Genomic DNA, 25,284 nt, shown 5'->3' on the forward strand with positions numbered 1-25,284 from the left:
AAAAAAGATATACAAAGTTTAAAATTGTTGTATAATTATTTACAAAGGAGTGATTGTATGATACGTATATATACCGCCCCAAGTTGTGCTTCTTGTAGAAAAGTAAAATCTTGGTTAAATGAAAATCAAATACCTTATGTAGAAAAGAATATTTTTTCTACTTTATTAAAAGAATCAGAACTTCGAGAATTATTAGAACGTAGTGAAAATGGTACGGATGATATTATTTCCAAAAGAAGCAAAATTATTAAAGAAAATGATATTGACATTGATTCAATGAAAATCAATGATTTAATTAAGTTTATACAGGAAAATCCATCAGTTTTAAAAAGACCAATTATGATTGATGAAAGAAGATTTCAAGTTGGTTACAATGCTGAAGAAATAAGAGTCTTTATTCCTAAAGAACTTAGAAAGTTAGCTGAATGTCATGATATGGATCGTTGTCCACAATTCAGCAATAAAGATTGTTTGAATTTTAAAAAAGAATATGAAAGGGATAGAGAAAAGGAATCAAGCCATTAGATTGATTCTTTTTTAGGAGACAATATGAAAAAAATATTAAAAGTTATAATGACACTTATTTTAATTTGTTCATGTTTTTATCTAGCAATTTCATTATTTATGAATCATTTGATTATTAATGATATGGTACCAACAGTTGTTAAATCAACGGCTGTAACAAATGCTTTAGAAGATACTTGTCAAAATGTTTTAAGTATGATGAATATGGATGAAAGCCAAAGTCAAGCACTTGTTTCTTCTTTACAACAAGATGAAAAAACGCAAGAACTTGTTAATGAATATATTGATACTGTTTTAAATAATCAATCATCTACTCTAGATGAAACTTTATTAAAGCAAGTTTTAGAAGATAAAAAAGATGAGGTATATTCTATTTTGAATCCTTCAATAAATGAAGAAACGTTTACAACACTTTATGATCAAGCTATCAATCAAATGGATTTACAAGGTTTACAAGATAAAGTATTAAGTCGAGTAGAAAATACGATGGAACAATCTGGAGAAACATATAAGATCGTAAAGAAAGTATATAGCTTTAAAAATTCTACACATATTATTGTGAGTGCTATTTTATTAGTTATTTCTACAGCCTATCTTATTTTTATTTCATATCAAGATAGATTGATTACAAAATGTTTATCAGTAAGTTATATGGTTTGTGGAATTATGACATTCTTGATTTCTTTTGCGATAATTTTAGGATTAACAGCAATGGCTTCTTCTACAATGACCATTCAATTAACATCTATTAGATATATGTATATTTGTGGAGCAAGTTATTTCTTTGTTGGTATTATTTTATTAATTGTAAATGCTTTTTTAAAAAAGAAAAATCGTTATCATTATTATTACTAGTATAAAAAGAAGGGGTATTTATGGATAGATTAGATGCAAAGGCTATAAAGACGTATAAAGAAATTATACTTATTTTAGATCAATGTATTGATGATTATTTATTTGTGATGGATATTGATCGAGATAATTATTTTATTTCCCCACATGCAACAAAAAGATTTAATATACCAAGCTATGAGTTTAGTGATTCTTTACCAGCACATAAAAAATTTGTATATAAAGATGATTTAGAAATGTTATTATCTGATATGAATAAAATGGTTTCAGGTAAAAAGAGTTTTCATAATTTACAATATCGTTGGATTGGAAAAGACGGTACACCTATTTGGATTAATTGCCGTAGTAAGTCAATTAAAGATGAAAATGGGGATGTTAAGTTTATTATTGGATGTATTAATGAAATTGGAAAAAGACAAGTTGCGGATAATGATAGTGGTTTGTTAGGTGAAATGAGTTTTAAGAATTTGATTTATCCAATTCATGAAGATATTACTCAAGGTTTTATTTTAAGAATTGATATTGATGATTTTAAAAATATTAATGAAAATTTCGGTGTAAAATATGGAGATGTTGCTTTAAAACAAGTTGGAAATTGTATTAAAAAGTTATTAACTAAAAATCAACAACTTTATAGGATTGTCGCTGATGAGTTTATTGTGATGGATGTTGTTGGCAGTAAAGAAGATGCAAGAGCTCTTTATAAAGCAATACGTAGAAGTATTACACGTTATGTAGAATCTATTAATTATGATATTTATTTAACGATTTCTGCAGGTATTCTAGATTTTCATGATTATCCTAATAAAAGTTATAATTCTATTATGCAATGGACAGAATTTGCTTTAAATCAATCGAAAATAAATGGAAAAAATACATATACGATTTTTAAGCAGGAAGCTTATCAAGAGTTTTTAAGAAAAAATAAATTAACAAAAGAATTACATAAAGCAGTTAACCAACAATTTAAAGGATTTGAAGTTTATTTTCAGCCGATTATTGATATGAAAACAGAAAAGATTCATAGTATGGAAGCATTGCTTAGATTTGAATGTGATGAATTTGGTAAAATTTCACCACTAGAATTTATTCCATTATTAGAGGAAAGTGATTTGATTATTCCTGTAGGTAGATGGGTTTTAGATCAAGCATTAAAAGCTGTAAGTATGTTTTCAAATATTAAAGTACAAATTAATATGTCTTATGTTCAAGTGTTAAAAACACCAGCATTAAATGATATTTTAAATATTATAAAAAATTATAAAATAGAAAATAATCAATTGGTTATAGAACTTACAGAAAGTGGTTTTATTGAATCTAATAAAAACTTTATTGATTTTTGTAATGGTTTAAAGAAAGAAAATATCTTACTTGCTTTAGATGATTTTGGAACAGGATATTCTAATTTCCACTATCTTTATAATTTAAAACCAGATTATATAAAAATAGATCGAACATTGATGAAAAATGCACTTTCAAATGAGTATGAAAATATGTTGCTAAAACATATGGTGGATATGGCTCATAGCGTAGGTGTTAAGATTTGTATTGAAGGAATAGAAGAAAAGGAAGAACTTGAACGTATTATGTTATTAAAGCCAGATTATATTCAAGGATTCTATTATGGTAGGCCGGTTTCTTTAAGTGTGTTTATGGAAAGCTATGAAATATAAAACGAATAAGTATGTGACTTATTCGTTTTTTAATGTTTCTAACATTCGTTTGATTTTACTTAAACAGTTTTGTTTATATTCTAAATGATAAGGTTGAATGATTTTTTTGAATGTTTGAAGTCCTTGATCATAATCTTCCACTTCAAATTCTATTTCATAATCATGATGATGGTTATATTCATTTTCATCTAAGGATAAAACACCATCGGGTAAAATAATATCATGACGTGTTGTTTTTAAATAATATCCACATGTTAAATCTTTGATATAAATATTTTCTTTTTCTAAAATATCAAAGATTTCATTATTGATATGTTGATGATTAAAAATAGCATCTTTAATTTCTTTATTAATATCTATATTTAATTCATTCAGACCAATAGTTGAAGGTCTTTTCAATGTGAGTTCGTAATGACCTTTTTTTTTTCTAATTCTGAGTGAGTATTTTTTCTTTTCCAATAGAGGATGAAAAAGATAATAATTGGTTTGTTGATAACTGTCTTTGATTTGATTTTTATAATCAGATAATATTTTTTTAAATATATTTTCTTTTAATAACATTTTAAATTCAATTTCTAGATGTTCCATATGATACCTCTTTGCTTAAATGCTCTAGATATATTATAATACATCTATACGGAGGGAAGAAAGATGAAATATGCATTAATGGTTAGAAATGATGATCTTTCTAAAAAAACAGCTTTGAAAATTAAAGAAAGTTTACAAAACTTTTTTATTTATGATGAAAAAAATCCAGATCTTGTTATTTCAATTGGAGGAGATGGAACTATTTTAGAAGCTGTACATCAATATTTAAATGTTGGTTGTTGTTTTGTAGGTATACATACAGGAACTTTAGGATTTTATACAGATTACCAAATTGATGAAGTGGATCAATTTATAAAAGATGTGACTTCTAGACAATTTAAGACGATGAAAAGATATATGTTAGAAATTAAAATTAATAAAAAAGACTCTTTTCAAACATATTATGCTTTAAATGAATTAAGATTAGATCAAGGGTTACAAGCACAGGTTATTCATGTGTATATTGGTAATGTTTTATTAGAAGTTTTTAGAGGGAATGGTTTATGTGTTTCAACTCCTTCTGGATCGACTGCTTATAATAAATCTTTAGGTGGTTCTATCATTTATCCAGGTATTCCTTTGATGCAACTTACAGAAGTTGCAGGAATTCATCATAATGCATATCGTTCTTTAGGTTCAAGTTTGATTTTAGATGAAAGTCAAACGATCAAATTAGTTGGAAATCATTTTAACCATTCTTTGATTGGAATCGATCATATTCATTTAGAATTAGAGGATGTTGAAAGTATTGAGATTACGATTGGGCGTAAGTATGTTCGTTTTATTGAATATAAAGAAATGTCTTTTATTAAAAGAGTTAGAAGGGCATTTATTAATTCATGAGTTATCAAATTGAACAAACGATTTTATTAAGAGATTATTTGAAAGAATTACCAATTAGTCAAGCAATGATTAAAAGGATTAAAAGGGAAGGTGATTTCTTAGTCAATGGAAAAAGTCAAACAGTAAGATGTTTACTTCAAAAAGGAGACTGTTTAGAAATTATTTTTCCAATAGAAAACTCAAATATTCAACCAGAAAATATTCCTTTAAAAATCATTTATGAAGATGACTATTATATAATCATTGATAAAGAAAGCCAAATGCCTTGTATTCCTACTAAAAGATATCAAAGCCATACTTTATGTCATGCATTAATGTATTACTATCAACAAATTGGTTTAAAAAGTACAATTCATTTAGTAAATCGTTTAGATAAAGAAACATCAGGATATATGTTGGTTGCTAAAACATCACAAGCTCATGCATTGCTTTCTAAAGATATTAAACAAGTAGAACGTGTTTATCATTGTTTAGTTGAAGGAATTTTAGAAGGGGAAGGCGTTATTGATCGACCTATTTTAAAAAGTAATGATTCTATTAAAAGAATTGTTGATGATCATGGTAAGTATGCTAAGACGTATTATAAATCTTTAATGCATAAAAATAATCAAACACTTGTAGAATGCAAATTAGTAACGGGAAGAACCCATCAAATTAGAGTACATATGGCTTCTATTGGTCACCCTTTAGTGGGAGATCTTCTTTATGGGTCAAATGAAGATTACTTATTTTATTTGGATAGTGTTGAAATTAGTTTTATTCATCCTTTTACCCATCAGAAAATACATTATAAAAAGGAGAGTTAATCTCCAAATGGCATGAACTTAAGATATAATCTTAGGTTCATGTCTTTTTATTTTTATCCTTTTTTTATAATAGTATCTAATATTTCTTTTTGTGTAGTATAGGATGGTGATGTTATGTTTGTAAAAGTTGTAAAAAATAATAGAGGTCGTCCAAATACCTCTTTTATCGCAATTGTTGAATCTTATCGTGAAGATGGGTAAATGGAGGTAATGTTTGAAAGTGTTCTTTATCGTAGTCATAGCCCATTAAATGACAAGTTCCTTCATTCCACCAAATAGAAAGGACATTTCCATTTTCATCACATTCCATAGACCATCTAGCTTCATCTAATGAACCATAGACAGCATCTGCACTATTTTCATTGGTAAACATCCAAATAGTAAGATCTTTATCTTTAGGATCTTATGAGTAGGGTTCACTAGATATTTTAACGAGTGTGCCATCTTTTTTCTGTATTTTTGTTCAATGTTTTTATCTTTAGAAAGTTTTTCGATAATAGTGTTGTAATTAATAAATTGAGCAACATTTTGTTGATTGTTTTCGCTAATATATAGATTATTATAAAGTTTCATTGTTACAGAAAAACAATTATGTTGTTCTTTTCCAAGTTTTAAAAAATAGGAAGGACCTATAATATCACGGAAGATATCTTTTTTAAGTCAACGACATAAACGCCCATATATTTAGGGGCAATTAATTTTAAAAATTGTTGGTTATCTTTTTTATCTTGAAGTATTTTATTGATTTTAATTGAAAAACGATTTTGTTGATGAAGATCCATCTCTTTTTTTTGTCATACTAATCTCCGTTTCTTAATACAATTCGATTTATTTTAAAATAATTAACATACTTGCACAAAAAAAGCTGTACTTTGTGTTACAGCTTTAATCTATTTGATTATATTTAGCGATACTTGTTTGGCGATGGATATCAAAACACATTCCAATTGCAATCATGTAAGATAAAAGTGAAGACCCACCATATGAAAGAAACGGTAATGTGATACCAGTGATAGGGAGTATTCCTAAAATCATAGCGATGTTCCAAAATTGTTGGAAAATCATACATCCAAAAATACCAGCAATAAAATATTTATCACTTTGATGCGTTGCTTTTAAACCAACATACAAAATACAAACATCTAACGCGAGTATAGCAATGAGCGTAATGATGGCTCCCACGAATCCAAAGCCTAAAGTAATAACAGAAAAGATGAAGTCCGTATGAGCTTCTTGTAAAGAAATAATCACTGTGTCAAATCCATGACCAAAAAGCCCAGCTGTTCCATAAGCCATCATCGCATTATAAAGTTGGTATCCTTGATTTTGATAAGTTCCTTCAGGATCGACCCAGCCATAAAAACGATCAAGTTTATGTCCTGTGATAATTGAAGAAAATATATCTTGACGATAAATAAATAAGTAAGTAAAAATCACAAGAACAACTGCTAAACAAGCAAATCCTACAATATACCATTTCTTATTAATTCCTGATGCAAATAAAATAACAACCACTGAAAAAGCCATAATCAAAGTAACACCAGCATCATTTTGTAAATAAGTTAGAATCATTGGTGGTAGAGAAATAGCTGCTACACGACCAATTAACTGTAAATCGGTATCAAATGTATGAATTAAATATTTTTCATTATGTAAAGAAACAGTTTTAGACATACATATAATCATTACAACTTTCATAAATTCAGAAGGTTGGAATGAAAATCCTGGAAAGTTATACCATGATGTGGCACCATTTAGATCTTTTGCAAAGGGAATGATATGCATTCCTAATTTATAAATAGCAAATCTTTGAATAACAAGACCGACTAAAAAGACAATCAAGATTCCATAAAAAATCCACATTCCCGAATAAATTCGATCATTTCCAAAACGATTGATTAAAAAAATCAAACCGACACCAATCATATAATAAAGGAGTTGTTTACTCCAATAGCCTGTAGGATTGGGATAAGTAATATAACCAGCTGCACATTTAATTGTATAACAACTAATAAGACATAGAATAAATAAAATGATGGCAAGTGGCCAACAAATTGTAGAATCTAAATATTTTTTCATTTTGTCACCCCTAGTGATTTATAGTATACTATAAATATATCATAAAAGAAAATGTTTATTAAGAAAGGAAATAGATATGTCAGATTATTTTATTTATGTTTTAATTGCAATTATTGTAATTGTTGGAGTATGGTTTATTTTTGCAAAGGTATTAAAAAATAAAAAACCTAAAGAAGTTACTTTAAAAGATATTCCTATTGATTTAGAAGCTTTAATCCATGCTTTAGGGGGTATTGATAATATTAAAGAGAGCCAAAGTCAAGGAAGTAAAGTACGTTTCTTTGTAGAAAATGATGATTTAGTAAAAGTAAATGTTTTAAAAGAATTAGGTGCAAGTGGTGTTATTCAAGCTACAGGCAAAGTTACTGTTATTTTAGGAAAGTTCTCTGATGAAATCAGCAGAATAGTAAATGAAAAGAAATAACGTTCCAAGTTGTATTGGGGGTGAAGGTATGAAAGAAAGAATTCACTTATATGAACCTTTTTTTCATCATTATTATATTGATGAAATTCTAAATGATTATGAATTAGAAACATTGATTCGTGTAAAAAAAGATGATTATCAACAATCAGTTGCCTATATTAAATTAATTTCTATATATTCACATCATGCAAGTATTGATGAATTGCAACAACAAGTAGATTCCATTCAAATGATGATGGAAACTTATGAAGATTATCATGAATTTGAACAATATTTGATAGAAAATGAAGAACATCAAGTGATAGGAATTGATTTATGTGCACTTACTTATAATCATCATTATGATGAATTAGATTTAGAAGAATTAACACCTGATCAATATTATCAAGTAGGATTATATTATTATGACCAAAAAAAATATGATCAAGCATTAGAATGTTTCTATTTAGGAGAAGAATGTGAAGATTCTGATTGTTTATGTGTGTTAGGTTATATGTATGAAAAAGGACAAGGGGTCAAACAAAGTAATCAAATGGCCATGACATATTATCGTCTAGCAAGTGATTTAGGAAATGTTGTTGCTTCTTGTAATCTTGCTTATTTTTATGAATATGGGATAGATGTTGACCAAGATTATGAAAAAGCTTTTGAACTTTATTCTTTAGGAGTCGATGAAGGATTTCCAAGATCTTTATTTTCAACGGCTTATTTTTTACAAAATGGGTATGGTGTAATTCAGGATCTAGAGGAAGCTTTTTTACGTTATGAAGAAGCAGCAGCCTTAGGACATAATGATGCGATTTGTGCTCTAGGTGAATGTTATGAATATGGTCAAGGAACAAGACAGGATTATCAAAGAGCTTTACATTATTATGAAAAAGCTGCTTATGAAGGGAATAGTCTTGCTAAATATAAATTAGGACGTTTTTATGATTTGGGTTACGGTTGCAATGAAAATTATCCAAAAGCTTTTCATTGGTATCAAGAAGCAGCAAAAGATGGTTTAGAAGTAGCAATCACAGCGATGGCAACCTGTTATGAATTTGGTAGAGGGATAGAAAAAGATAGTCAAAAAGCTTTAGAATATTATTTAAAAGCAGCGAATATGGGCTATATGAATGCGCAATTTTGTTTAGGGTATTTTTATGAAATGCATAGTGAATATCCAGAAAGTGAAAAAAATAGTTTTTATTGGTATTTAAAAGCGAGTCATCAAGGAGATGGACAATCAACGTTGGCTGTGGCTTATTACTATGGTCAAGGAATTGGAACTGTTAAAGATGAAAAGAAGTCTTTTGAAGCTTATCAAAAAGCAGCCAATCTTGGAGAAAGAGAAGCGTTTTATTATTTAGGTGTTTGTTATTTAGAAGGAAAGGGTGTTTTACAGGATAAGGAAAAAGGAATTGCTGGCTTAATTAAAATAGAAGATCAGTATCCTGTTGCAGCTTATTTAATAGGACAGTATTTTAAAGAAAAACACGATGATCAACAAGCAATTCAACATTTTAAATTAGCAATTTTAAAAGAAGATGAGGAACAGTCTTTGTATCAATTAGCACTTTATGGTGAACAAGGAATAGAAGTCAGTAAAGAGGAAATGCTTGATTATCTTTTAAGAAGTGCAAAAAAAGGTTATTCACCAGCACTTGTAAAATATGCTTATTATTTAGAAAATGGAATTTATGTAGAAAAAGATTATCAGATGGCTTATGAATATTATTTATTAGCTTGTCAAAAACAAAATAGAGAAGGTTTTTATCATTTAGGTAGATGGTTCTTTTATGGGATAGGACAAAAAGAAGATAAGCATAAAGCAATGCAATATTATCAACAAGCTAGTCATTATCATTATTCAAAAGCAAGCTTTATGCTAGGTTATATGTATCATTATGGTGATGGTATTTCTAAAGATTTAGAAAAAGCTAAAGAATATTATCAATTAGCACTTCAAGAAGGATATCTTGAAGCGCAAAAGGAATTAGATAAATTAGAGGTGGAAAAATGAGTTTTGAAACAAAATTAGAAAAATATGCAAGATTAATTGTTCAATCAGGTTTGAATGTTCAAGAAAAACAAACCGTTGTCATTAGTGCATCTATTGAAAGTTATCAACTTGTAAGAGAGGTTACTAAACAAGCTTATCTTGTAGGTGCTAAAGAAGTTGTTGTTCATTATAGTGATGAAGAAGTCACACGTATGAAATATGAAAATATGGAAGTAGAAGATTTTAATCACGTACCTACTTGGTTTTCATCTTTTAGAAATGATTATGCGTTAATGAATGCTTGTTTTCTTTATGTTGATGATGAAGATCCTGAAATGCTTGCAGGTATTGAACCTAAAAAGATTTCTAATTGGCAAAGAGCAGTTAAAAAGGCATGTAAGACATATTTTGATTTATCCGATAATATGACAAATGCTTGGTGTATCGTAGGTGGAGCTACGCAAAAATGGGCGAATAAAGTTTATCCTGATATGTCAAATCAAGAAGCGTTAGATAGTTTATGGAATGCTATTTTTAAAGCAGCTAAGATTGATGATGAACATGATCCTGTCGAATTATGGAATCAACATCGTCGTTCTTTTGAAAAACGTGTTAATTATTTAAATGGTCTAAATTTAAAGAAACTTTATTATAAAAATAGTAAAGGGACTGAAATTACAATTGGTTTGAATGATGATTATTTATTTGCTGGTGGGGGAAGTTATTTAAAAAATGGTGTTTACAATTTTCCTAATATACCAACAGAAGAAATCTTTACATCACCTAATAAGGATGATGTAGAAGGAATTGTTTTTAGTTCTTTACCTTTAAGTTATGGTGGAAATATTGTTGATGAATTTTATTTACGTTTTAAAGATGGTCAAGTGATTGATTTTGGAGCTAAAGAAGGATATGAGGTTTTAAAAGGAATTATTGATAGTGATGAAGGAAGTAAACATTTAGGTGAAGTTGCTTTAATTCCTTATCATTCACCAATTAATGAATTAAAAACATTATTTTATAATACTTTATATGATGAAAATGCTTCATGTCATATGGCTTTAGGTATTGGATTTTCTGAATGTATTAAAGGTGGGATTGATATGGATAAAAAAGAATTGTTTGAAAAAGGGGTCAATGATTCTTTAGTTCATGTTGATTTTATGATGGGAACAGAAGATTTAATGATTGATGGTATTTTAGAAGATGGCAGTCATGTAAAAATCTTTGAAAATGGAAATTTTGTATTTTAATGATCTGTGGGGATTGCTCCCCACTTTTTAATTAGTAAAAAAGATTTCTATTATATATTATTTGACACTCCCCATGTCTAAAGACAGGGGATTCTTGCTACCTGCCAACATTGTTGGCTGACCAGTTCATTTCTGATAGGTCGCAGTGCAAGTTAGGGGTATGCCATTACCCTTCCTAGAGCAGAACCTATAGTTCTCTAGGCAGTATATCTGTTACCAATATACTCAGTTGAGTTGCATATATTTATAGCTCCTAGCAGATCCCTGTGTGTATGATATCCACATCTGCATATATAATTCCTGTCTTTTGCATGTTGGATTCTTCCACATATCGGACAAATTTGACTTGTATACGCTGGATCTACATACTCAACTTCTATGCCTGCCAGTTTTGCTTTGTATTCTATAAATGTAGCTAGTCTATAGAACGACCATGTATGCAGGTTATGATTGTTTTTTCGACTTGTTCTTGTCGTAGAGCGGATGTTTTGTAGTCGCTCTAACTTGATTACTGAGACATCATGTGCTTTTGCTGTATTTACGATTTCACGACTTAGCTTATGATCTATATCTTTCATGATACGTTGTTCTTTGTTGTTGATCTTAACAACTGCTTTTGGCTTCTTAGCTTTTTGAAATCTTTTTCTAAGATTATTGTAGTGTCTTCTTATATATTTGTTTTTTCTCCCATTTCCATAAAACTTGATACTTCCATCTGGACAGTAACTTACCGCAGGACATTTGATTCCAAGATCAACACCCATGACATTGTCATTTGAAGAAGCAGCATCTTCTTTGGCATCATAGACGATTTGTGCTACGAGATCATGCCCTTTTACAACAATACGCATCGTTCCTAATTTACTGGATGAAAAAATTGATTTCTGTCTTTTGGATATTTTTGTCTTGACTGATATACGTTTTGACTTTCCATTGATCATTACTGGAAAGCTTATACTGTCATCACTGATTCTAAAATTTTGATTGTTGATATAACAACACATTTTTTTCAAAACAGGAAGTTTTACTTTAGTATTTGAATTTCTTAAAGCCTTATTATATTTTCTTATGATGGACTTAGCATCTCGAATACATTGATTGCATCAAAAACAAGATGATTGACTGTAGAAATATACTCTGTCATCGTTGCCTTGATCAATTCTGTCTGATATTTATTTGGATAAAGCTTGACTGTTTCTGTTAATTGCATAGATATCACCTAAACGTTTTTTTGATCTTCAATATACTGCTTAATTACAGAAAGTGGTGCACCACCTACTGTAGATACAAAATAGCTATTAGTCCATAGCGTTGGGATCCTTGATTTCAACCAAGGAAATTCCTGTCTCAACACTCTGGAAGAGTAACCCTTGATTCTTTTAACTGCTTTGTGAATTCCATATTGTGGATCTACTTCCATAAGCAAATGTACATGATCTGGCATGATTTCCATTTCAATGATTTCGACATTCAATTGATCACAGCTTTCTTTAATCAACTCCTTTAAGCAATCATCCACACCATCTACAAGAACGGGGCGTCGATATTTTGGACAGAATACAACATGATATTTGCAGGAATAGGTCACATTATTATTCGATTTGTATTTTATGGGTATATTATACTACCAAAAGCTATCTGACGATATGATTTATCAATAAAATCTTAAAAAAAGTTGCCTTATATCTCCACAGCTAAAGCTGGGAGATTTACGGCAACATTTGGTAAAAGAGGTGAGTGAGCTTTCTTTTTTATTAAATAATAGTAGTAATTCTGTTCATTTTGTGGTAATAATTGTACTGTTGAAATAAAAGATTAAAAAATAAATATAGATTATGGGAGGATGCAATGGAAGATTTAAGACAACAAATAGAAAAAAGAAGAACATTTGCGATTATTTCCCATCCGGATGCTGGTAAAACCACTTTAACAGAAAAGTTCTTACTCTATGGAGGAGCTATCCAACAAGCAGGAACTGTTAAAGGAAAGAAAAATAGTAAGCATGCGACAAGTGACTGGATGGAAATTGAAAAACAAAGAGGGATTTCAGTTACCTCTTCAGTATTACAATTTAATTACCAAGGATATTGTATTAATATTCTTGATACTCCAGGGCATCAAGACTTCTCAGAAGATACATATCGTACTTTAATGGCAGCAGATTGTGCAGTCATGGTCATTGATGCGAGTAAAGGGGTCGAAGATCAAACACGTAAGTTATTTAAAGTATGTACAATGAGACATATTCCAATTTTCACTTTTATTAATAAGATGGATAGAGAAGCAAGAGATCCTTATGAATTAATGGAAGAAATTGAACAAGAATTAGGAATTGAAACTTGTCCTGTTAACTGGCCAATTGGTTCTGGAAAACGTTTTGCAGGGGTTTATGAAAGAAATGATCAAGAAGTCATTCGTTTTATTCCTGTAGATGGTGGAAAAAAAGAAGTTGAAACAGAAATTTTAAAAGCGGATGATCCAAAATTAAAAGAGTATGTGGAAGATGAACTTTATGATAAATTACAAGAAGATATTGAATTATTAGATATGGCAGGAAATGAATTTAGTTTAGAAGCTGTACGTGCTGGTAAGTTATCACCTGTATGTTTTGGATCGGCTCTTACTAACTTTGGGATTGAACCATTTTTAAAACATTTCTTAAATATGACAACCCCACCAACTCCTAGAATGGCAGATGGTGAAGTGATTGATCCTTATCAAGAAAATTTCTCAGCTTTTGTTTTCAAAATTCAAGCGAACATGAATGCTAGACATCGTGATAGAATGGCATTCTTTAGAATTTGTTCTGGTAAATTTGAAAAAGGGATGGAAGTTTATCATTATCAAGGTAAGAAAAAAATCAAATTAAATCAGTCAAAACAATTAATGGCAGATGAACGTAGTGAAGTAAATGAAGCTTATGCAGGAGATGTCATTGGTGTTTTTGATCCAGGTATTTTCTCTATTGGAGATACTATTACAACAGGTAAAAAGCATTTTGCTTTTGAAGGAATTCCAACATTTGCACCAGAGCATTTTGCAATGATTCGTAATAAAGACACGATGAAAAGAAAACAATTTGTTAAAGGTGTTGAACAAATTGCAAAAGAAGGAGCAATCCAAATCTTTACTGAATTAGGTGGCGGTATGGAAGAAATTATTGTAGGAGTTGTTGGTGTTTTACAATTTGAAGTTTTAGAACATCGTTTAAAGAATGAATACAATGTAGAAATTCATAAATCTCCTCTACCTTATCAATATATAAGATGGGTCAAAGAAGGAACTGATTTAAAATCATTAAATCTTTCATCTGATACAAGAAAAGTTCAAGATTTAAAAGGGCAACCATTATTATTGTTCACTAATGATTGGGGCGTAAGATGGGCTCAAGATAAAAATAAAGATTTAGAATTATTGGAATTTTCTAAGAACTAAAAGTAGAACTTTTAGTTCTTTTTTTATACAATTCGAATGAAAAGAGAATTGATGACTTCAGTCAGTTGAGCACATGAAATGTGCAAAATAGAAAACCACTTGCTATGAGGGTGGTGCAATAAGAAATAATGGCTAAAAAGGCAAATTCTTTAGCACATCGTCTTCACACCGAAGTATAGACGAAAAGTGATATATAATCAACTAAGGAAAGATATAGGAGAAATATTGAGAACACTCTGTCGATATAAGGGAGTAGAAATAATAGAAGGGCATTTGATGAGTGACCATGTACATATGTTAGTAATGATACCACCAAAGTTAAGTGTGTCATCATTCATGGGATACTTGAAGGGAAAATCAGCATTGATGATTTTTGATAGACATGCAAATTTGAAATATAAGTATGGAAATAGACATTTTTGGGTAGAAGGGTATTATGTGAGTACAGTAGGATTAAATGATTAAACGGTCGCAAAATATATAAGAGAACAAGAGCAACATGATATTGCAATGGATAAATTAAGTGTGAAAGAATATAAGAATCCGTTTGAAGAAAAAGGAATTCGAGAAGAAAATAGAAGCCGCAGGAAAAAGCAAAATAAAAATTCCCTTTGAGGGAAAGCGAGAGTCAAAAGCGATAGCTTGAACGAAGTGAAAGCAGCGCCTTTAGACGCGAGCAAGTAACAAAGGCTTATAGCCGCAGTGAAAACCACGCCGTTTTGAACCGCCCCTGTCAAGTAGACAGGTAAAATAATTAAAATTATGTATGCATTATTGACAAACCCCATTCCTACCAATTGACTGGTAGGAATATTTTTATGTGATTCATAATGTTCTTTCTTGTATCTTGATATCCTTTTATTTTCTGGTATTGGATATTGATTTGACTTTGGTATCTAGCATTAAAATATAGTGATAGTAAAAAAGCAGTAGGAATTCAAGATAGAATCTTTATTGCTTTTTCGTTTAAATCTTATAATTGAATATCTGTCTAATTTGCCGCTCTGTCAAATAGTAATTTGTAAGTGGAAGATTTGTAATCTTTTCAAATTCTTTTATAAAGTCACTTGATGCCGTTACATTGATATATTTACTTTCACCTTTGACCACCTTAAAGCTTCTAATGAATTTCATAATTTGATGTGTGCTGTATTGATTATCCAATATCTTAAACTGGAATATTCTTTCTAACAGTACGGCAAGATAACAGATCAGGAAGTGTCCCTTTATGCTGTTTTCTTTTTGAAGAAATACAGGGCGTGCATCTAAATCAGACTTCATTATTCTGAAGGATTCTTCTATCCTCCATAGATTGTGATATGTATTATAGATATCAATATCATCCATATCCTTTTCTGAAGTAACAAGCATATTGTATCCTGCAAACTTTAGCTCTTTTTCAATCATTGATTCGTTTATTGAGGCCTTGGCTTTCTCTCCGTCTTCATCAATGAAATCGACATACTTTCCTAAATCTCCATATTCTGATCGTTTTGCCTGACTGTAACAGAGGTTTCTTGCTTTTTCAATCTGTTTGACTATTTCATATTTTTTCTTTGAGGCCAGTTTTGGATTATAGGTAACAAGTCTTTTTTCTGTAAAGCAGAGGGTTTTCTTTTTACCATCTATTTCAAAAGTGTATGGAAATTTTTCGACACATGATTTATATCTGTATAACAGTGTGCCATCTCTGCTTCTTACATCCTTCCAATCATCATTATCCAACAGTACCCATGTCTTTTCTTTTTCAGGTAAGGATTTTACTGATTTTGAGAAGAGATAGCCATCTCCGTTTTCTTTGGAAAAGGCGATATTCTGTGCACAGTTCAATCCTTTATCTGCAACATGGATGGTTTTCCCTGTGATTTGATTTTTATCTTTCAGTTTTTTGATGACATTTCTCAGTATGGGCTTTTCGCTTTCGTTGCCAGGAAATAGTTCCATGCCAATAGGAATTTGATTAGCATCAAGAAGCAGTCCTAAGCCGACAATGGGATCTTTTCTGTTTTCTTTAGAAGGACCTTTTCTTCTAAAGTCATCTTCTCTGTCTATTTCAAAATAAAAATTACTGCAGTCAAAGTAGGTCTTGGAAGTATTGATATCATAGAATTTCTTTGTCTGTTCATTAAAGATTTCGATAAACTTGCCGTAGTCATTGCCGATGAATTCAAGACCATCAAGAAGCTGATCATAAGAAAAGTGAACGCCGTCTCTTAGTTGAGGAAGGACCTCATGAAAAGTTCTATGCTTACTGCATGGATTAACAAGACGAGCATAGATAAGAGATGAAAGAAGTTCGTAAAGGTCAAACTCAAAAGAATTATGCAGATTGAAATAGTCGACATACTTTTTGATATCCATTTTATTCATCATGGATATGAATGGAAAATATCCAAGATAGAGTTCAGGAAAATGATCGGAAATCTTAAGAGAATTCTTGTTTTTATTATTTTTGTTGAGTTCATCCACTTCTTTTTGAAAATAGGCAATAGGATCATCAATACCTTTGGCTTTCCAAGTTTCAACAGAAGCAAGTGATTTATAGGTGCGATGAGCACCACCATGCTTTTGAGGGGAGTAATAACTTTCAACGATGGAAAGATAGGTACGACCTTTAAGAGTAGATTTTTTAAGGAAAAAAGCCATAGAAACACCTCCAATAATATATCACTACTATCACTATATAAATTATAACATAAAAAATAATATAAAAAAATTAAAAGTATAAAAAAAGCCGATAAAATCGCATATTGAAAGAAATGGTTTAAATGTAGTTCTAAAAAATATAGTGATAACTTCTAAAGACGGTTTTTTTTGATTCCTTTTTTGAATCATTGTTTGAACAGCCGGTAATACAAAAAAAGACATGTAATTGTAGAAATAAAAAAATAAAAAATTTTTTTATTTTCATAAAATGCCCCCTTTGCTTATTCATCATTTATTATATCATATTCAAAGGAAGTTTGTCATAAATAGAAAGCTGATGTACAATAATAAAGAAATGAGGTGATTATCATCGCAAATTCAGGGAAAAGATGTTTATGTAGATGTATAAAGTCAATGAACATCATTATTGGAAAAGAAGAAAATACTTTATTTGAAAAAGGAGCAATCTATGATTGTGTTATTAAAGGAGAAATAAATGAACAACTTTATTATAAAGTATATGGTGATGAGTTCACTTTATCTTGTACAGAAAAAGAATTCCATCAAAATTTTTTGATTATCAAACATAAAAAGACGAATGAAGGAAAGTAGGAATTTTGAATTTTATAAGAAGTATGATAAAATAAGTTGCATAAAAAGGAGTAAAGAATATGGAACGTGTATATTATATTGATCATGTAAGTAATGATGATATTAATGCTTTATCTTTAAAGTTAAATAGTATGCAAGAAGTGTCACATATTAAAATAAATAAGGATTCTATTTCGTTTAATTGTGCACGACCAGATAATATACAAAACTATTTAGATGAATCAAAGATGGATTATGTACTTCAAGAAATGGTCAATCGAAAGAAAAGAGAGTATGTTTCTAATCAAGCAAAAGTAGAAAAAATCTTCATGTTTACGAATTTGGAAAGTGAAAAAGATGCACACGAAATACAAAACATTCTTTCTAAATATAGTGTTTATGAAAATGTTCAATTAGATTTTCAAAACAAACTTTTAACATTAACAACTTCAGCAAAAGCATTACCTCGTATTTCACGTATTGTTGAAAATGTTAATCCTGAAATACAAGTAGAACAATGGAAAAAGCCCTTTAAATCACAAGATTTATTTAATGAAAAATATGTACAAAAGTATGCAAGAATTGCTTTATTATGTGTAGGTATTGCACTTGGATTGGTTACTTTTGGAGATACTTCATTTTTAACTTATGTAGGATGGATGATAGCTTTACTTATTTGTAATGAAAAAGTACTTGTTGAAGCTAAAAGAGATTTACAGTTAAAAAATTATTTATCAGAAAATAATATCTTTTTATTAGCTTGTTTTATGGGATGGATCTATGGAGCATTTATTGAAGCGTTGGTTGTTTCTATCATGTATCAAGCTGGTAAACAATTGATTATGCAAGTAACACAATGGTCTATGGAAAAGATCGATGATTTAGTAGCGCATCAAAACTTAGGAAGAAGGTTACGTAAAGGAAAAGAAGAAATGATTCCTTTAGGTAACTTTGATATTGGAGATGTTATCGTTATCAATGAGGGTGAAACCATTCCTTTAGGTGGTAAAATTATTAAGGGAAATGCTAAATTGGATGTTTATGCCATTGATGGTAGTGATGTATGTATTAAATCTAAAATTGGAAATGAAGTTTATAGTGGAACTGTTGTTACAGAAGGATATTTACATGTAAAAACAACAGCTTTATATGAAGATTCAGCAATGTCTAAAGTTTTAGATATTGCGATGAATGCACCAATGTCTTCATCACATACAGAAAAAATTATTTTTAAAGTTTCTGATGTTTATTCTAAAGCTTTAATTATTGTTGGTTTAGTATGCTGTGTTGTTTTACCATTAATAAATTTAACAGATAATTTAAAATATATGTATTTAGGAATTATTATGTTGACTGTTTCTGGAAGTTTTGCCTATGTTCAAGGAGCATCCTTTACTTTACTTGCGGGAATAGCTAAAGCATTCTCTAAAAAAATTGCGATTAAAGAAAATAGCGGGTTGGATGATTTAAATACATGTACAACAATTATCTATGATCGTTTTGATGGTATTGAAACAACAGAAGAAGAAATGGATCTTTTTGAAAAAATCAAAGGATTACATAAATCATTGATTATTTTTAATGACGGACCGGTTGATTTAGAAAATGATGAATATACAATTTATAACAATTATAGTGTTGAACAAAAATTAAAAGTTATGGATAAAACACTTGTTGCTGGACCTGTTGCTTATATTGGAGATTGTGATAAAGATATTGCTTTACTTCAAAAGGCTTCTGTTGCCATTTCTCGTGGTGGTGTGCATAATGAAAAAGTACAACGTAATAGTGATATTATGTTGACGGATTCTAATTTTGATACAATTATTGATTTATTAAAAATAGCTAGAAAACAAAAGAGTATTAATATTGGAAATACTTTTATTGGGATTGTGATTAGCTTGCTTGTTGTATTATTAGCAGTTATTTCATTTATTTCTTGGTGGGTAGCTTGTTTAATTTATATTTTAGAATCAATACTTGTTTTATTGAATTCACAAAATATTGTAAGAATGTAAAATGCAAAGATTTCTTTGCATTTTTTTAGGAGAAAAAAATGAAAGTAAAAAAAGAAATGTTATTAATGGATTATCTGTTATTATCTTATAATCGCAAAAATGCTAAAAACTTATTAAAATATAAACAAGTTTATGTAAATAACCAACAAATTAGTCAGTTTGATTATTTATTACATGAAAATGACCAAGTAGAAATCAAAAAAGAAAATACATCTTCATTAGAGATTTTATATGAAGATCAAGAATTTGTTGTAATCAATAAACCTTCTGGTTTATTAAGCATGTCAGATGGTAAAGAAAAAGAAAAAACAGCTTATCATTATGTAAGTGAATATTTAAAAAAACAAGACAGAAAACAAAAAGTATTTATTGTTCATCGTTTAGATCGAGAAACATCTGGTGTTTTAATGTTTTGTAAAAATGAAAAAATAAGAGATTTATTACAAAAAGATTGGAATAAAATTGTTTATTTAAGAGGCTATATGGCTTTAGTAGAAGGTAAAGGCTTAAAAAATGGAACATTAAAAAACTATTTGGCAGAAAGTAGAAGTCAACAAGTTTATGTTACAAGTAAAGAAAAAGGGAAACTTGCGATTACGCATTATAAAGCTATTAAAGAAATAAAAAACCAAACCCTTTTAGAAATACAATTAGATACAGGTAGAAAAAATCAAATCAGAGTTCAATTATCAAATATTCATCATCCAATTGTTGGCGATAAGAAATATGGAGCAACAACGAATCCACTGAGAAGGCTTGGGTTACATGCTCATGCATTTGGTTTTATTCATCCTGTTACTAAAAAGAAATATGAATTTAAGGTGGATTGTCCAAAAGAATTTTATGGTAAAAAATAAGAGGTGAAGAAAATGGAATCTATGATTGAGTTTGTACATCAAAGGATAAAAAAACATAAATATCAAAACGGGATTGATTTTACGATGGGAAATGGCCATGATACACTGTTTTTAAGTGATTATTGTCATCATGTTTATAGTTATGATATTCAATCATTAGCGTTAAATAATACAAAAGAATTAGTAAAGAGAAAAAAGAATATTACTTTATTTTTAAAAAGTCATGAATACTTTGATGAAGATGTTCAAGATTTTGAGGTTGGAATTTTTAATCTAGGTTATTTACCAGGTGGCAATCATGAATGTGTAACACAGTATGAAACAACCTTAAAAACAATAGAAAAAGCTTTGGAACATTTAGTCAAAGGTGGATGTTTGCATGTGGTTGTTTATATTGGACATGATCAAGGGAAAGAAAGTACAAATTTGGATGCATATTTTCGTTCTTTAGATCATAAACTATATAATGTAGCAAAGTTTGAGATGATGAATAAAAACAATTCGCCATATGTTGTTATTATTGAAAAAAGGTAAATCAAATCAGTAAAAACGTGCTATAATAAATATATAGAAAAGGGGAGATTATTATGGCAAAAAAAGTGAATATTGAAATTACAAATCCTGTAGGTCTTTATGCTTCTCCAGCTACTGAATTAGTGGATGCGGTCAAACTTTATAAAAGTCATGTGACGCTCAATTATAATGAAAAATCAGTAAATATGAAGTCTTTAATGGGTGTTTTGTCTCTTGGAATTCCTCATAAGGCAAAAATTGAAATTGTTGTAGAAGGTGAAGATGAAGGTACAGCAATGGATATGATTGTTGAAAAAATCAAATCACTTGAAATTGGAACGATTCAATAATAAAAATACGCAAAAGCGTATTTTTATTTTATCTTTTTAATATCCTTATCTTTAGGTAAAACAAGACTTAGAATAATTGAAACAACAAAAACAACAGCAACGCAATTTCCAGCAAAAACATCTTGAATGATTTGTGGAAAAATATGCCAAATATCAGCTTCTGTTCCTGAAGTAAATCCAATTCCAACAGCTAATGATAAAGCAACAATTGTTACATTTCTTTGATTAAATCCAGCTTTAGCAATCATTTCAATTCCACTTGTAAGAATAGTACCAAACATCATAATTGTACCACCACCTAAAACAGATTCAGGCAATGATGAAAAGAAATTACCAATAGGTGGAAGTAAACCAACTAAGATCATACAAATAGCTCCTGTAGCAATCGTAAAACGATTGACGACTTTTGTTATATTGATTAAACTAACATTTTGACTAAAAGAAGTAATCGGTGGACAACCAAATAATGATGAAATAGAACTACAAAACCCATCACAAGCTAAAGAATCAGAAATTTCTTCTTCTGTAACTTCACGATTTAATCCTGAGTTTACAAGGGCTGAGGTATCACCAATCGTTTCAGTAGCTGAAACTAAGAAAATAACGACGACAGCGATAATCGCGCCAAGATCAAACTTCATTTTAAAAGGAAGTAGATGAGATAAAGCAATCAATCCACCATTAAAAATAACAGATAAATCTACTTTTCCCATAAAAATAGCAAGAATATTGCCAACAATTAAACAAAATAAAACAGATAATTGTTGGCTATATGATTTTGCAAAAATATTAAATAATAAACAAGCTGCTAAAGTGATAATCCCTAAAAGTAAATTTTTAGCAGAGCCAAAACTTTCACTGTAACCTCCACCAAAAGAACGTGTTCCAACAGAAAAAAGTGAAAAATCAATGGATGTAATAACAGATGCAGCAACGATTGGTGTAATAATTTTTTTTCAATAACGTGCAAGTAGTCCTAAACACCCTTCAATTAGCCCACCTATTAAAACTGCACCCATGGCACTTGCATAACCATAAGTAGCACCTACATAGGTTAAGATAGCTACAAAATTAAAGCTGACACTCATAACAATAGGTAAACGTGGACCGATTTTCCAAATAGGATATAATTGAATTAAAGTTACAATTCCTGCAATAAACATTGCATTTTGTAATAAAAATGCAATTTCTGTTTGTTTTAAACTAGATGCAAGACCAATTAAAGTAATTGGTGAAAGGTTAGCAACAAACATTGCTAAGATATGCTTCAATCCAAAAAGAATTGCTTTTAAAATTGGAACTTTACCATCTAATTTGTAAAGATTTTCCATACTTGTGTTGTTTTCTCTTATAATTTTCCCCTTATTAATAAAAATAAAAATAAGTGAATTCTAACGTGTTTTTATAAGAAAAACGATAATTTTCAAAAAAAGAGAACGTTTTTTTTAGAAATTTGAAGGAGATAAAAAAGTGTGGTATAGTGTAAAAGAAATAAAGAGTGAAGGGGAATGAAGTTTATGGAAAACTTTATAAAGTTAATGTTGGCATTTGGTATTGGACTTCTATTAGTTTTACTTGCAATGCCTAAAGTCATCCCATTTCTACATAAAATGAAATTTGGACAAGTAGAAAGAGAAGAGGGATTAGAATCACATAAGAAAAAAGGTGGAACACCTACAATGGGTGGTGTTGTTTTTGTTTTAGCGGCAGTGATTGCAGCGTTTGTTGTAAATTATAAAAATATAACAAATCCTAATTTGATTTTAATTACAATTGTTTTAGTAGGTTATAGTTTAATTGGATTTATTGATGATGCTTTAATTATTTTAAAACATCAAAATGAAGGATTGAAAGCATGGCAAAAATTCTTGATGCAAGCTATTTTGGCAGTAGGATGTTATTTGTATCTAGAAAATTTTGTACCTGGTTTTACAACAGAAGTGACTATTCCAATTGTGAAAGTAAATATTGATTTTGGTTGGTTCTATGCTGTTTTAGTATTTATTATGTTTACCGGTGAAAGTAATGGTGTTAATTTATCTGATGGTTTGGATGGTCTTGCGACAGGTCTTTCAATGGTTGCAATTGCACCATTTATCATCTATGCTATTATGATTAAAGATTATACGATTGCAAGTTATGCTACAGCAATGGTTGGAGCATTACTTGGATTTATGTATTTTAACTATCATCCTGCACGTATTTTTATGGGAGATGTAGGTTCTCTTGGACTTGGTGGATTTTTAGCTATTTTAGCAATCCTAACAAAACAAGAATTATTGTTAATTGTTGTTGGTGGTGTCTTCTTAATGGAAACTTTATCAGTAATTATTCAAGTTGTTTCTTTTAAAACAAGAGGAAAACGTGTCTTTAAAATGGCACCAATTCATCATCATTTTGAAATGTTAGGTTGGTCTGAACAACAAGTAACGATTTCATTTTGGTTTATTGGATTTATTTGTGGTATTATCGCTATTGTGATAGGAGTTATGTAAAATGTTAACAGGGAAAAAGGTTTTAGTGATTGGTCTTGCTAGAAGTGGTAAGGCAGCAGTTAAGTTATTACAAAAGTTAAATGCAACAATTACAATCAATGAAGGAAAAGAATTAGAAAAGATTGAAGGATATCAAGCATATTTAGATGCAGGAATTGAAATTGTAGCAGGGGGACATCCTGATGAGCTTTTTGAAAGAGACTTTGATTTTGTTGTTAAAAATCCAGGAATTAATTATCATAAACCTTTTATTTTAAGATTAAAAGAAAGAGGTATTCCTGTTTATACAGAAATTGAGTTAGCATATCAAGTAGCTAAGAAACAACATTATATTGCTGTTACAGGTACAAATGGTAAAACAACAACTGTTACTTTGATTTATGAAATATTAAAAGCACAATATGAACATGTTCATATTGCGGGTAATATTGGTAAACCTTTATGTGATGTTGTTTTAGAAAATAATTTATTAGAAGAAGAAAATCATTATATTGTTATTGAAATGTCTAATTTCCAATTACTAGATATTGATAAATTTAGACCAGAAATTTCAACTGTTATTAATTTAACACCAGATCATTTAGATTATATGGCTTCATTAGATGAATATTATGCTTCTAAGATGCGTATTTATGAAAATTGTGAAAGTGATGATGAAGTTTTTGTTAATAATATTGATGATGAAACTTTACAAGAATATTTACAAAGATATCATGTTTATTGTTGTGTTTTAACACAATCTTTAAATAAATCAGCTGATTGTAGCATTATTGATCAAGCGATTTATTTTAGAGGGGAACATATTATTGATTTAAAGGATATTAAGATTGTAGGAGATCATAATGTCCAAAATATTATGATTGCGACTACTATTTGTTTAGTTGCTGGAGTAAGTCCTCGAGTGATTAAAGATGTTGTGAGTCATTTTAAAGGGGTTGAACATCGTATTGAATTCGTTAGAGAATATAATGGTGTTAGAGTTTATAATGATTCTAAAGCAACAAATACAGATGCAAGTATTATTGCTTTAAAAGCTTTTAAACAACCAGTTATTCTATTAATGGGTGGTTTTGATAAAGGATTAGACTTACAAGAAATGTCTACTTATAATTCATGTATTAAAAAGCTCGTGACTTTTGGAGTAGCAGGTAAACGTTTTAAAGAAGATATGCATCATCAAGATGCTTATTATGAAAAAACTTTAAAAGATGCTGTTAATAAAGCATTTGAAATAAGTGAACCAGGAGATATCATCTTACTTTCTCCATCAACAAGTTCATTTGATGAATTCAAGGGTTATGAAGAAAGAGGAAGAATTTTCAAACAATATGTAAATGAAAAATAAGAGAGTA

23 protein-coding genes and 2 pseudogenes are annotated in these 25,284 nt (G+C 29.5%); 17 read left to right on the plus strand and 8 right to left on the minus strand.

Annotated features, from left to right (window positions below; genetic code table 11):
- Positions 1–57 precede the first annotated feature (57 nt).
- From spx to Fi14EGH31_RS02855, 3 genes are read left to right on the plus strand one after another with little or no spacing between them, the layout of a single operon-like run.
- On the plus strand, positions 58–525 hold the full coding sequence (gene spx, locus Fi14EGH31_RS02845; protein WP_022001087.1) for a transcriptional regulator Spx: 468 nt from the start codon (positions 58–60) through the stop codon (positions 523–525).
- Between the two features lie 24 nt (positions 526–549).
- The gene (locus Fi14EGH31_RS02850; RefSeq protein ID WP_117480806.1) at positions 550–1,380 is read left to right on the plus strand and encodes a hypothetical protein; all 831 of its coding nucleotides are present in this window, start codon (positions 550–552) and stop codon (positions 1,378–1,380) included.
- A 20-nt stretch (positions 1,381–1,400) separates the two neighbouring features.
- On the plus strand, positions 1,401–3,050 hold the full coding sequence (locus Fi14EGH31_RS02855; RefSeq protein WP_200765113.1) for a GGDEF and EAL domain-containing protein: 1,650 nt from the start codon (positions 1,401–1,403) through the stop codon (positions 3,048–3,050).
- Between the two features lie 18 nt (positions 3,051–3,068).
- On the opposite strand, the gene Fi14EGH31_RS02860 is transcribed toward Fi14EGH31_RS02855, so the two are convergent.
- A complete protein-coding gene (locus Fi14EGH31_RS02860; RefSeq protein WP_200765114.1) occupies positions 3,069–3,638 on the minus strand; it encodes a CYTH domain-containing protein in 570 nt (189 codons plus the stop codon).
- 63 nt (positions 3,639–3,701) lie between these two features.
- Between Fi14EGH31_RS02860 and Fi14EGH31_RS02865 the strand changes: the two genes are divergently transcribed.
- Together Fi14EGH31_RS02865 and Fi14EGH31_RS02870 are read left to right on the plus strand one after the other, a co-directional pair.
- On the plus strand, positions 3,702–4,481 hold the full coding sequence (locus tag Fi14EGH31_RS02865; RefSeq protein ID WP_200765115.1) for an NAD kinase: 780 nt from the start codon (positions 3,702–3,704) through the stop codon (positions 4,479–4,481).
- A complete protein-coding gene (locus Fi14EGH31_RS02870; protein WP_200765116.1) occupies positions 4,478–5,287 on the plus strand; it encodes an RluA family pseudouridine synthase in 810 nt (269 codons plus the stop codon). The genes Fi14EGH31_RS02865 and Fi14EGH31_RS02870 overlap by 4 nt, the downstream gene beginning before the upstream one ends.
- 163 nt (positions 5,288–5,450) lie before the next feature.
- Here Fi14EGH31_RS02870 and Fi14EGH31_RS02875 read toward each other — a convergent pair whose 3' ends face one another.
- Together Fi14EGH31_RS02875 and Fi14EGH31_RS02880 are read right to left on the minus strand one after the other, a co-directional pair.
- Entirely contained in the window at positions 5,451–5,660 is a 210-nt protein-coding gene (locus Fi14EGH31_RS02875) for a hypothetical protein (protein WP_117347462.1), read from the minus strand.
- Between the two features lie 512 nt (positions 5,661–6,172).
- Positions 6,173–7,366, minus strand: a complete 1,194-nt coding sequence (locus Fi14EGH31_RS02880; protein WP_107030460.1) for an FtsW/RodA/SpoVE family cell cycle protein — start codon at positions 7,364–7,366, stop codon at positions 6,173–6,175.
- 76 nt (positions 7,367–7,442) lie between these two features.
- On the opposite strand from Fi14EGH31_RS02880, the gene Fi14EGH31_RS02885 reads away from it, so the two are divergent.
- The 3 genes from Fi14EGH31_RS02885 to Fi14EGH31_RS02895 are packed head-to-tail and all read left to right on the plus strand — an operon-like array spanning position 7,443 to position 11,027.
- Positions 7,443–7,790: a hypothetical protein gene (locus Fi14EGH31_RS02885; RefSeq protein ID WP_022000671.1), complete on the plus strand. Its 348-nt coding sequence runs from the start codon at positions 7,443–7,445 to the stop codon at positions 7,788–7,790.
- Positions 7,777–9,795, plus strand: a complete 2,019-nt coding sequence (locus Fi14EGH31_RS02890) for a tetratricopeptide repeat protein (protein ID WP_118347995.1) — start codon at positions 7,777–7,779, stop codon at positions 9,793–9,795. Before Fi14EGH31_RS02885 ends, Fi14EGH31_RS02890 begins: the two co-directional genes overlap by 14 nt.
- A complete protein-coding gene (locus Fi14EGH31_RS02895) occupies positions 9,792–11,027 on the plus strand; it encodes an aminopeptidase (RefSeq protein ID WP_022000669.1) in 1,236 nt (411 codons plus the stop codon). The genes Fi14EGH31_RS02890 and Fi14EGH31_RS02895 overlap by 4 nt, the downstream gene beginning before the upstream one ends.
- Positions 11,028–11,224: 197 nt before the next feature.
- Here Fi14EGH31_RS02895 and Fi14EGH31_RS02900 read toward each other — a convergent pair whose 3' ends face one another.
- From Fi14EGH31_RS02900 to tnpA (Fi14EGH31_RS02910), 3 genes are read right to left on the minus strand one after another with little or no spacing between them, the layout of a single operon-like run.
- Positions 11,225–12,118 (minus strand): RNA-guided endonuclease InsQ/TnpB family protein, encoded by an 894-nt coding sequence (locus Fi14EGH31_RS02900; protein WP_318030070.1) that lies wholly within the window; start codon positions 12,116–12,118, stop codon positions 11,225–11,227.
- Positions 12,094–12,237, minus strand: a complete 144-nt coding sequence (locus Fi14EGH31_RS02905) for a hypothetical protein (protein ID WP_200765118.1) — start codon at positions 12,235–12,237, stop codon at positions 12,094–12,096. The genes Fi14EGH31_RS02900 and Fi14EGH31_RS02905 overlap by 25 nt, the downstream gene beginning before the upstream one ends.
- A 9-nt stretch (positions 12,238–12,246) precedes the next feature.
- Positions 12,247–12,645 carry an IS200/IS605 family transposase gene (gene tnpA / locus Fi14EGH31_RS02910; RefSeq protein ID WP_118748905.1) on the minus strand — a complete coding sequence of 133 codons (399 nt, stop codon included), beginning with the start codon at positions 12,643–12,645 and terminating at the stop codon, positions 12,247–12,249.
- 230 nt (positions 12,646–12,875) lie between these two features.
- Here tnpA (Fi14EGH31_RS02910) and Fi14EGH31_RS02915 point away from each other — a divergent pair, with 230 nt between their 5' ends.
- Both Fi14EGH31_RS02915 and tnpA (Fi14EGH31_RS02920) read left to right on the plus strand, forming a co-directional pair.
- Entirely contained in the window at positions 12,876–14,462 is a 1,587-nt protein-coding gene (locus tag Fi14EGH31_RS02915) for a peptide chain release factor 3 (RefSeq protein ID WP_200765119.1), read from the plus strand.
- A gap of 156 nt (positions 14,463–14,618) precedes the next feature.
- Positions 14,619–15,077, plus strand: a pseudogene (gene tnpA / locus Fi14EGH31_RS02920) (IS200/IS605 family transposase).
- 351 nt (positions 15,078–15,428) lie between these two features.
- Here tnpA (Fi14EGH31_RS02920) and Fi14EGH31_RS02925 read toward each other — a convergent pair.
- Positions 15,429–17,108 carry an IS1634 family transposase gene (locus tag Fi14EGH31_RS02925; protein ID WP_200765120.1) on the minus strand — a complete coding sequence of 560 codons (1,680 nt, stop codon included), beginning with the start codon at positions 17,106–17,108 and terminating at the stop codon, positions 15,429–15,431.
- 414 nt (positions 17,109–17,522) lie between these two features.
- Here Fi14EGH31_RS02925 and Fi14EGH31_RS02930 point away from each other — a divergent pair, with 414 nt between their 5' ends.
- Genes Fi14EGH31_RS02930 through Fi14EGH31_RS02950 form a run of 5 tightly spaced genes read left to right on the plus strand, consistent with a single transcriptional unit; the run spans position 17,523 to position 21,437 of the window.
- On the plus strand, positions 17,523–17,720 hold the full coding sequence (locus Fi14EGH31_RS02930) for a hypothetical protein (protein WP_022001418.1): 198 nt from the start codon (positions 17,523–17,525) through the stop codon (positions 17,718–17,720).
- 59 nt (positions 17,721–17,779) lie between these two features.
- On the plus strand, positions 17,780–19,717 hold the full coding sequence (locus Fi14EGH31_RS02935; protein ID WP_022001417.1) for a P-type ATPase: 1,938 nt from the start codon (positions 17,780–17,782) through the stop codon (positions 19,715–19,717).
- Positions 19,718–19,755: 38 nt separating this feature from the next.
- On the plus strand, positions 19,756–20,574 hold the full coding sequence (locus tag Fi14EGH31_RS02940) for an RluA family pseudouridine synthase (protein WP_022001416.1): 819 nt from the start codon (positions 19,756–19,758) through the stop codon (positions 20,572–20,574).
- Between the two features lie 12 nt (positions 20,575–20,586).
- Complete coding sequence (locus Fi14EGH31_RS02945; protein WP_022001415.1) at positions 20,587–21,108, plus strand: tRNA (mnm(5)s(2)U34)-methyltransferase; 522 nt, start codon at positions 20,587–20,589, stop codon at positions 21,106–21,108.
- 53 nt (positions 21,109–21,161) lie between these two features.
- Positions 21,162–21,437, plus strand: coding sequence for an HPr family phosphocarrier protein (locus tag Fi14EGH31_RS02950; RefSeq protein WP_022001414.1), 276 nt, complete (start codon positions 21,162–21,164; stop codon positions 21,435–21,437).
- Between the two features lie 23 nt (positions 21,438–21,460).
- Here the strand turns inward: Fi14EGH31_RS02950 and Fi14EGH31_RS02955 are convergent.
- Positions 21,461–22,768, minus strand: a pseudogene (locus tag Fi14EGH31_RS02955) (uracil-xanthine permease family protein).
- Positions 22,769–22,954: 186 nt separating this feature from the next.
- Between Fi14EGH31_RS02955 and mraY the strand changes: the two are divergent.
- Together mraY and murD are read left to right on the plus strand one after the other, a co-directional pair.
- Positions 22,955–23,932, plus strand: a complete 978-nt coding sequence (gene mraY, locus Fi14EGH31_RS02965) for a phospho-N-acetylmuramoyl-pentapeptide-transferase (RefSeq protein WP_032089521.1) — start codon at positions 22,955–22,957, stop codon at positions 23,930–23,932.
- Position 23,933: 1 nt separating this feature from the next.
- A complete protein-coding gene (gene murD / locus Fi14EGH31_RS02970; RefSeq protein ID WP_200765122.1) occupies positions 23,934–25,277 on the plus strand; it encodes a UDP-N-acetylmuramoyl-L-alanine--D-glutamate ligase in 1,344 nt (447 codons plus the stop codon).
- Positions 25,278–25,284 lie beyond the last annotated feature (7 nt).

Source organism: Faecalibacillus intestinalis (genome assembly GCF_015097455.1).
GTDB lineage: Bacteria > Bacillota_I > Bacilli_A > Erysipelotrichales > Coprobacillaceae > Faecalibacillus > Faecalibacillus intestinalis.

Bases quoted from the DNA above. Each gene is read 5' to 3' on its own strand.
- Fi14EGH31_RS02875 (WP_117347462.1), bottom strand. From the start codon at position 5,660: ATGTTTACCAATGAAAATAGTGCAGATGCTGTCTATGGTTCATTAGAT.
- Fi14EGH31_RS02880 (WP_107030460.1), bottom strand. From the start codon at position 7,366: ATGAAAAAATATTTAGATTCTACAATTTGTTGGCCACTTGCCATCATT.
- Fi14EGH31_RS02950 (WP_022001414.1), top strand. From the start codon at position 21,162: ATGGCAAAAAAAGTGAATATTGAAATTACAAATCCTGTAGGTCTTTAT.
- Fi14EGH31_RS02905 (WP_200765118.1), bottom strand. From the start codon at position 12,237: ATGCAATTAACAGAAACAGTCAAGCTTTATCCAAATAAATATCAGACA.
- Fi14EGH31_RS02855 (WP_200765113.1), top strand. From the start codon at position 1,401: ATGGATAGATTAGATGCAAAGGCTATAAAGACGTATAAAGAAATTATA.
- mraY (WP_032089521.1), top strand. From the start codon at position 22,955: ATGGAAAACTTTATAAAGTTAATGTTGGCATTTGGTATTGGACTTCTA.
- Fi14EGH31_RS02925 (WP_200765120.1), bottom strand. From the start codon at position 17,108: ATGGCTTTTTTCCTTAAAAAATCTACTCTTAAAGGTCGTACCTATCTT.
- Fi14EGH31_RS02930 (WP_022001418.1), top strand. From the start codon at position 17,523: ATGAACATCATTATTGGAAAAGAAGAAAATACTTTATTTGAAAAAGGA.
- murD (WP_200765122.1), top strand. From the start codon at position 23,934: ATGTTAACAGGGAAAAAGGTTTTAGTGATTGGTCTTGCTAGAAGTGGT.
- Fi14EGH31_RS02885 (WP_022000671.1), top strand. From the start codon at position 7,443: ATGTCAGATTATTTTATTTATGTTTTAATTGCAATTATTGTAATTGTT.
- Fi14EGH31_RS02940 (WP_022001416.1), top strand. From the start codon at position 19,756: ATGAAAGTAAAAAAAGAAATGTTATTAATGGATTATCTGTTATTATCT.
- Fi14EGH31_RS02915 (WP_200765119.1), top strand. From the start codon at position 12,876: ATGGAAGATTTAAGACAACAAATAGAAAAAAGAAGAACATTTGCGATT.
- Fi14EGH31_RS02935 (WP_022001417.1), top strand. From the start codon at position 17,780: ATGGAACGTGTATATTATATTGATCATGTAAGTAATGATGATATTAAT.
- Fi14EGH31_RS02945 (WP_022001415.1), top strand. From the start codon at position 20,587: ATGGAATCTATGATTGAGTTTGTACATCAAAGGATAAAAAAACATAAA.
- Fi14EGH31_RS02850 (WP_117480806.1), top strand. From the start codon at position 550: ATGAAAAAAATATTAAAAGTTATAATGACACTTATTTTAATTTGTTCA.
- Fi14EGH31_RS02860 (WP_200765114.1), bottom strand. From the start codon at position 3,638: ATGGAACATCTAGAAATTGAATTTAAAATGTTATTAAAAGAAAATATA.
- Fi14EGH31_RS02865 (WP_200765115.1), top strand. From the start codon at position 3,702: ATGAAATATGCATTAATGGTTAGAAATGATGATCTTTCTAAAAAAACA.
- Fi14EGH31_RS02870 (WP_200765116.1), top strand. From the start codon at position 4,478: ATGAGTTATCAAATTGAACAAACGATTTTATTAAGAGATTATTTGAAA.
- spx (WP_022001087.1), top strand. From the start codon at position 58: ATGATACGTATATATACCGCCCCAAGTTGTGCTTCTTGTAGAAAAGTA.
- Fi14EGH31_RS02895 (WP_022000669.1), top strand. From the start codon at position 9,792: ATGAGTTTTGAAACAAAATTAGAAAAATATGCAAGATTAATTGTTCAA.
- Fi14EGH31_RS02890 (WP_118347995.1), top strand. From the start codon at position 7,777: ATGAAAAGAAATAACGTTCCAAGTTGTATTGGGGGTGAAGGTATGAAA.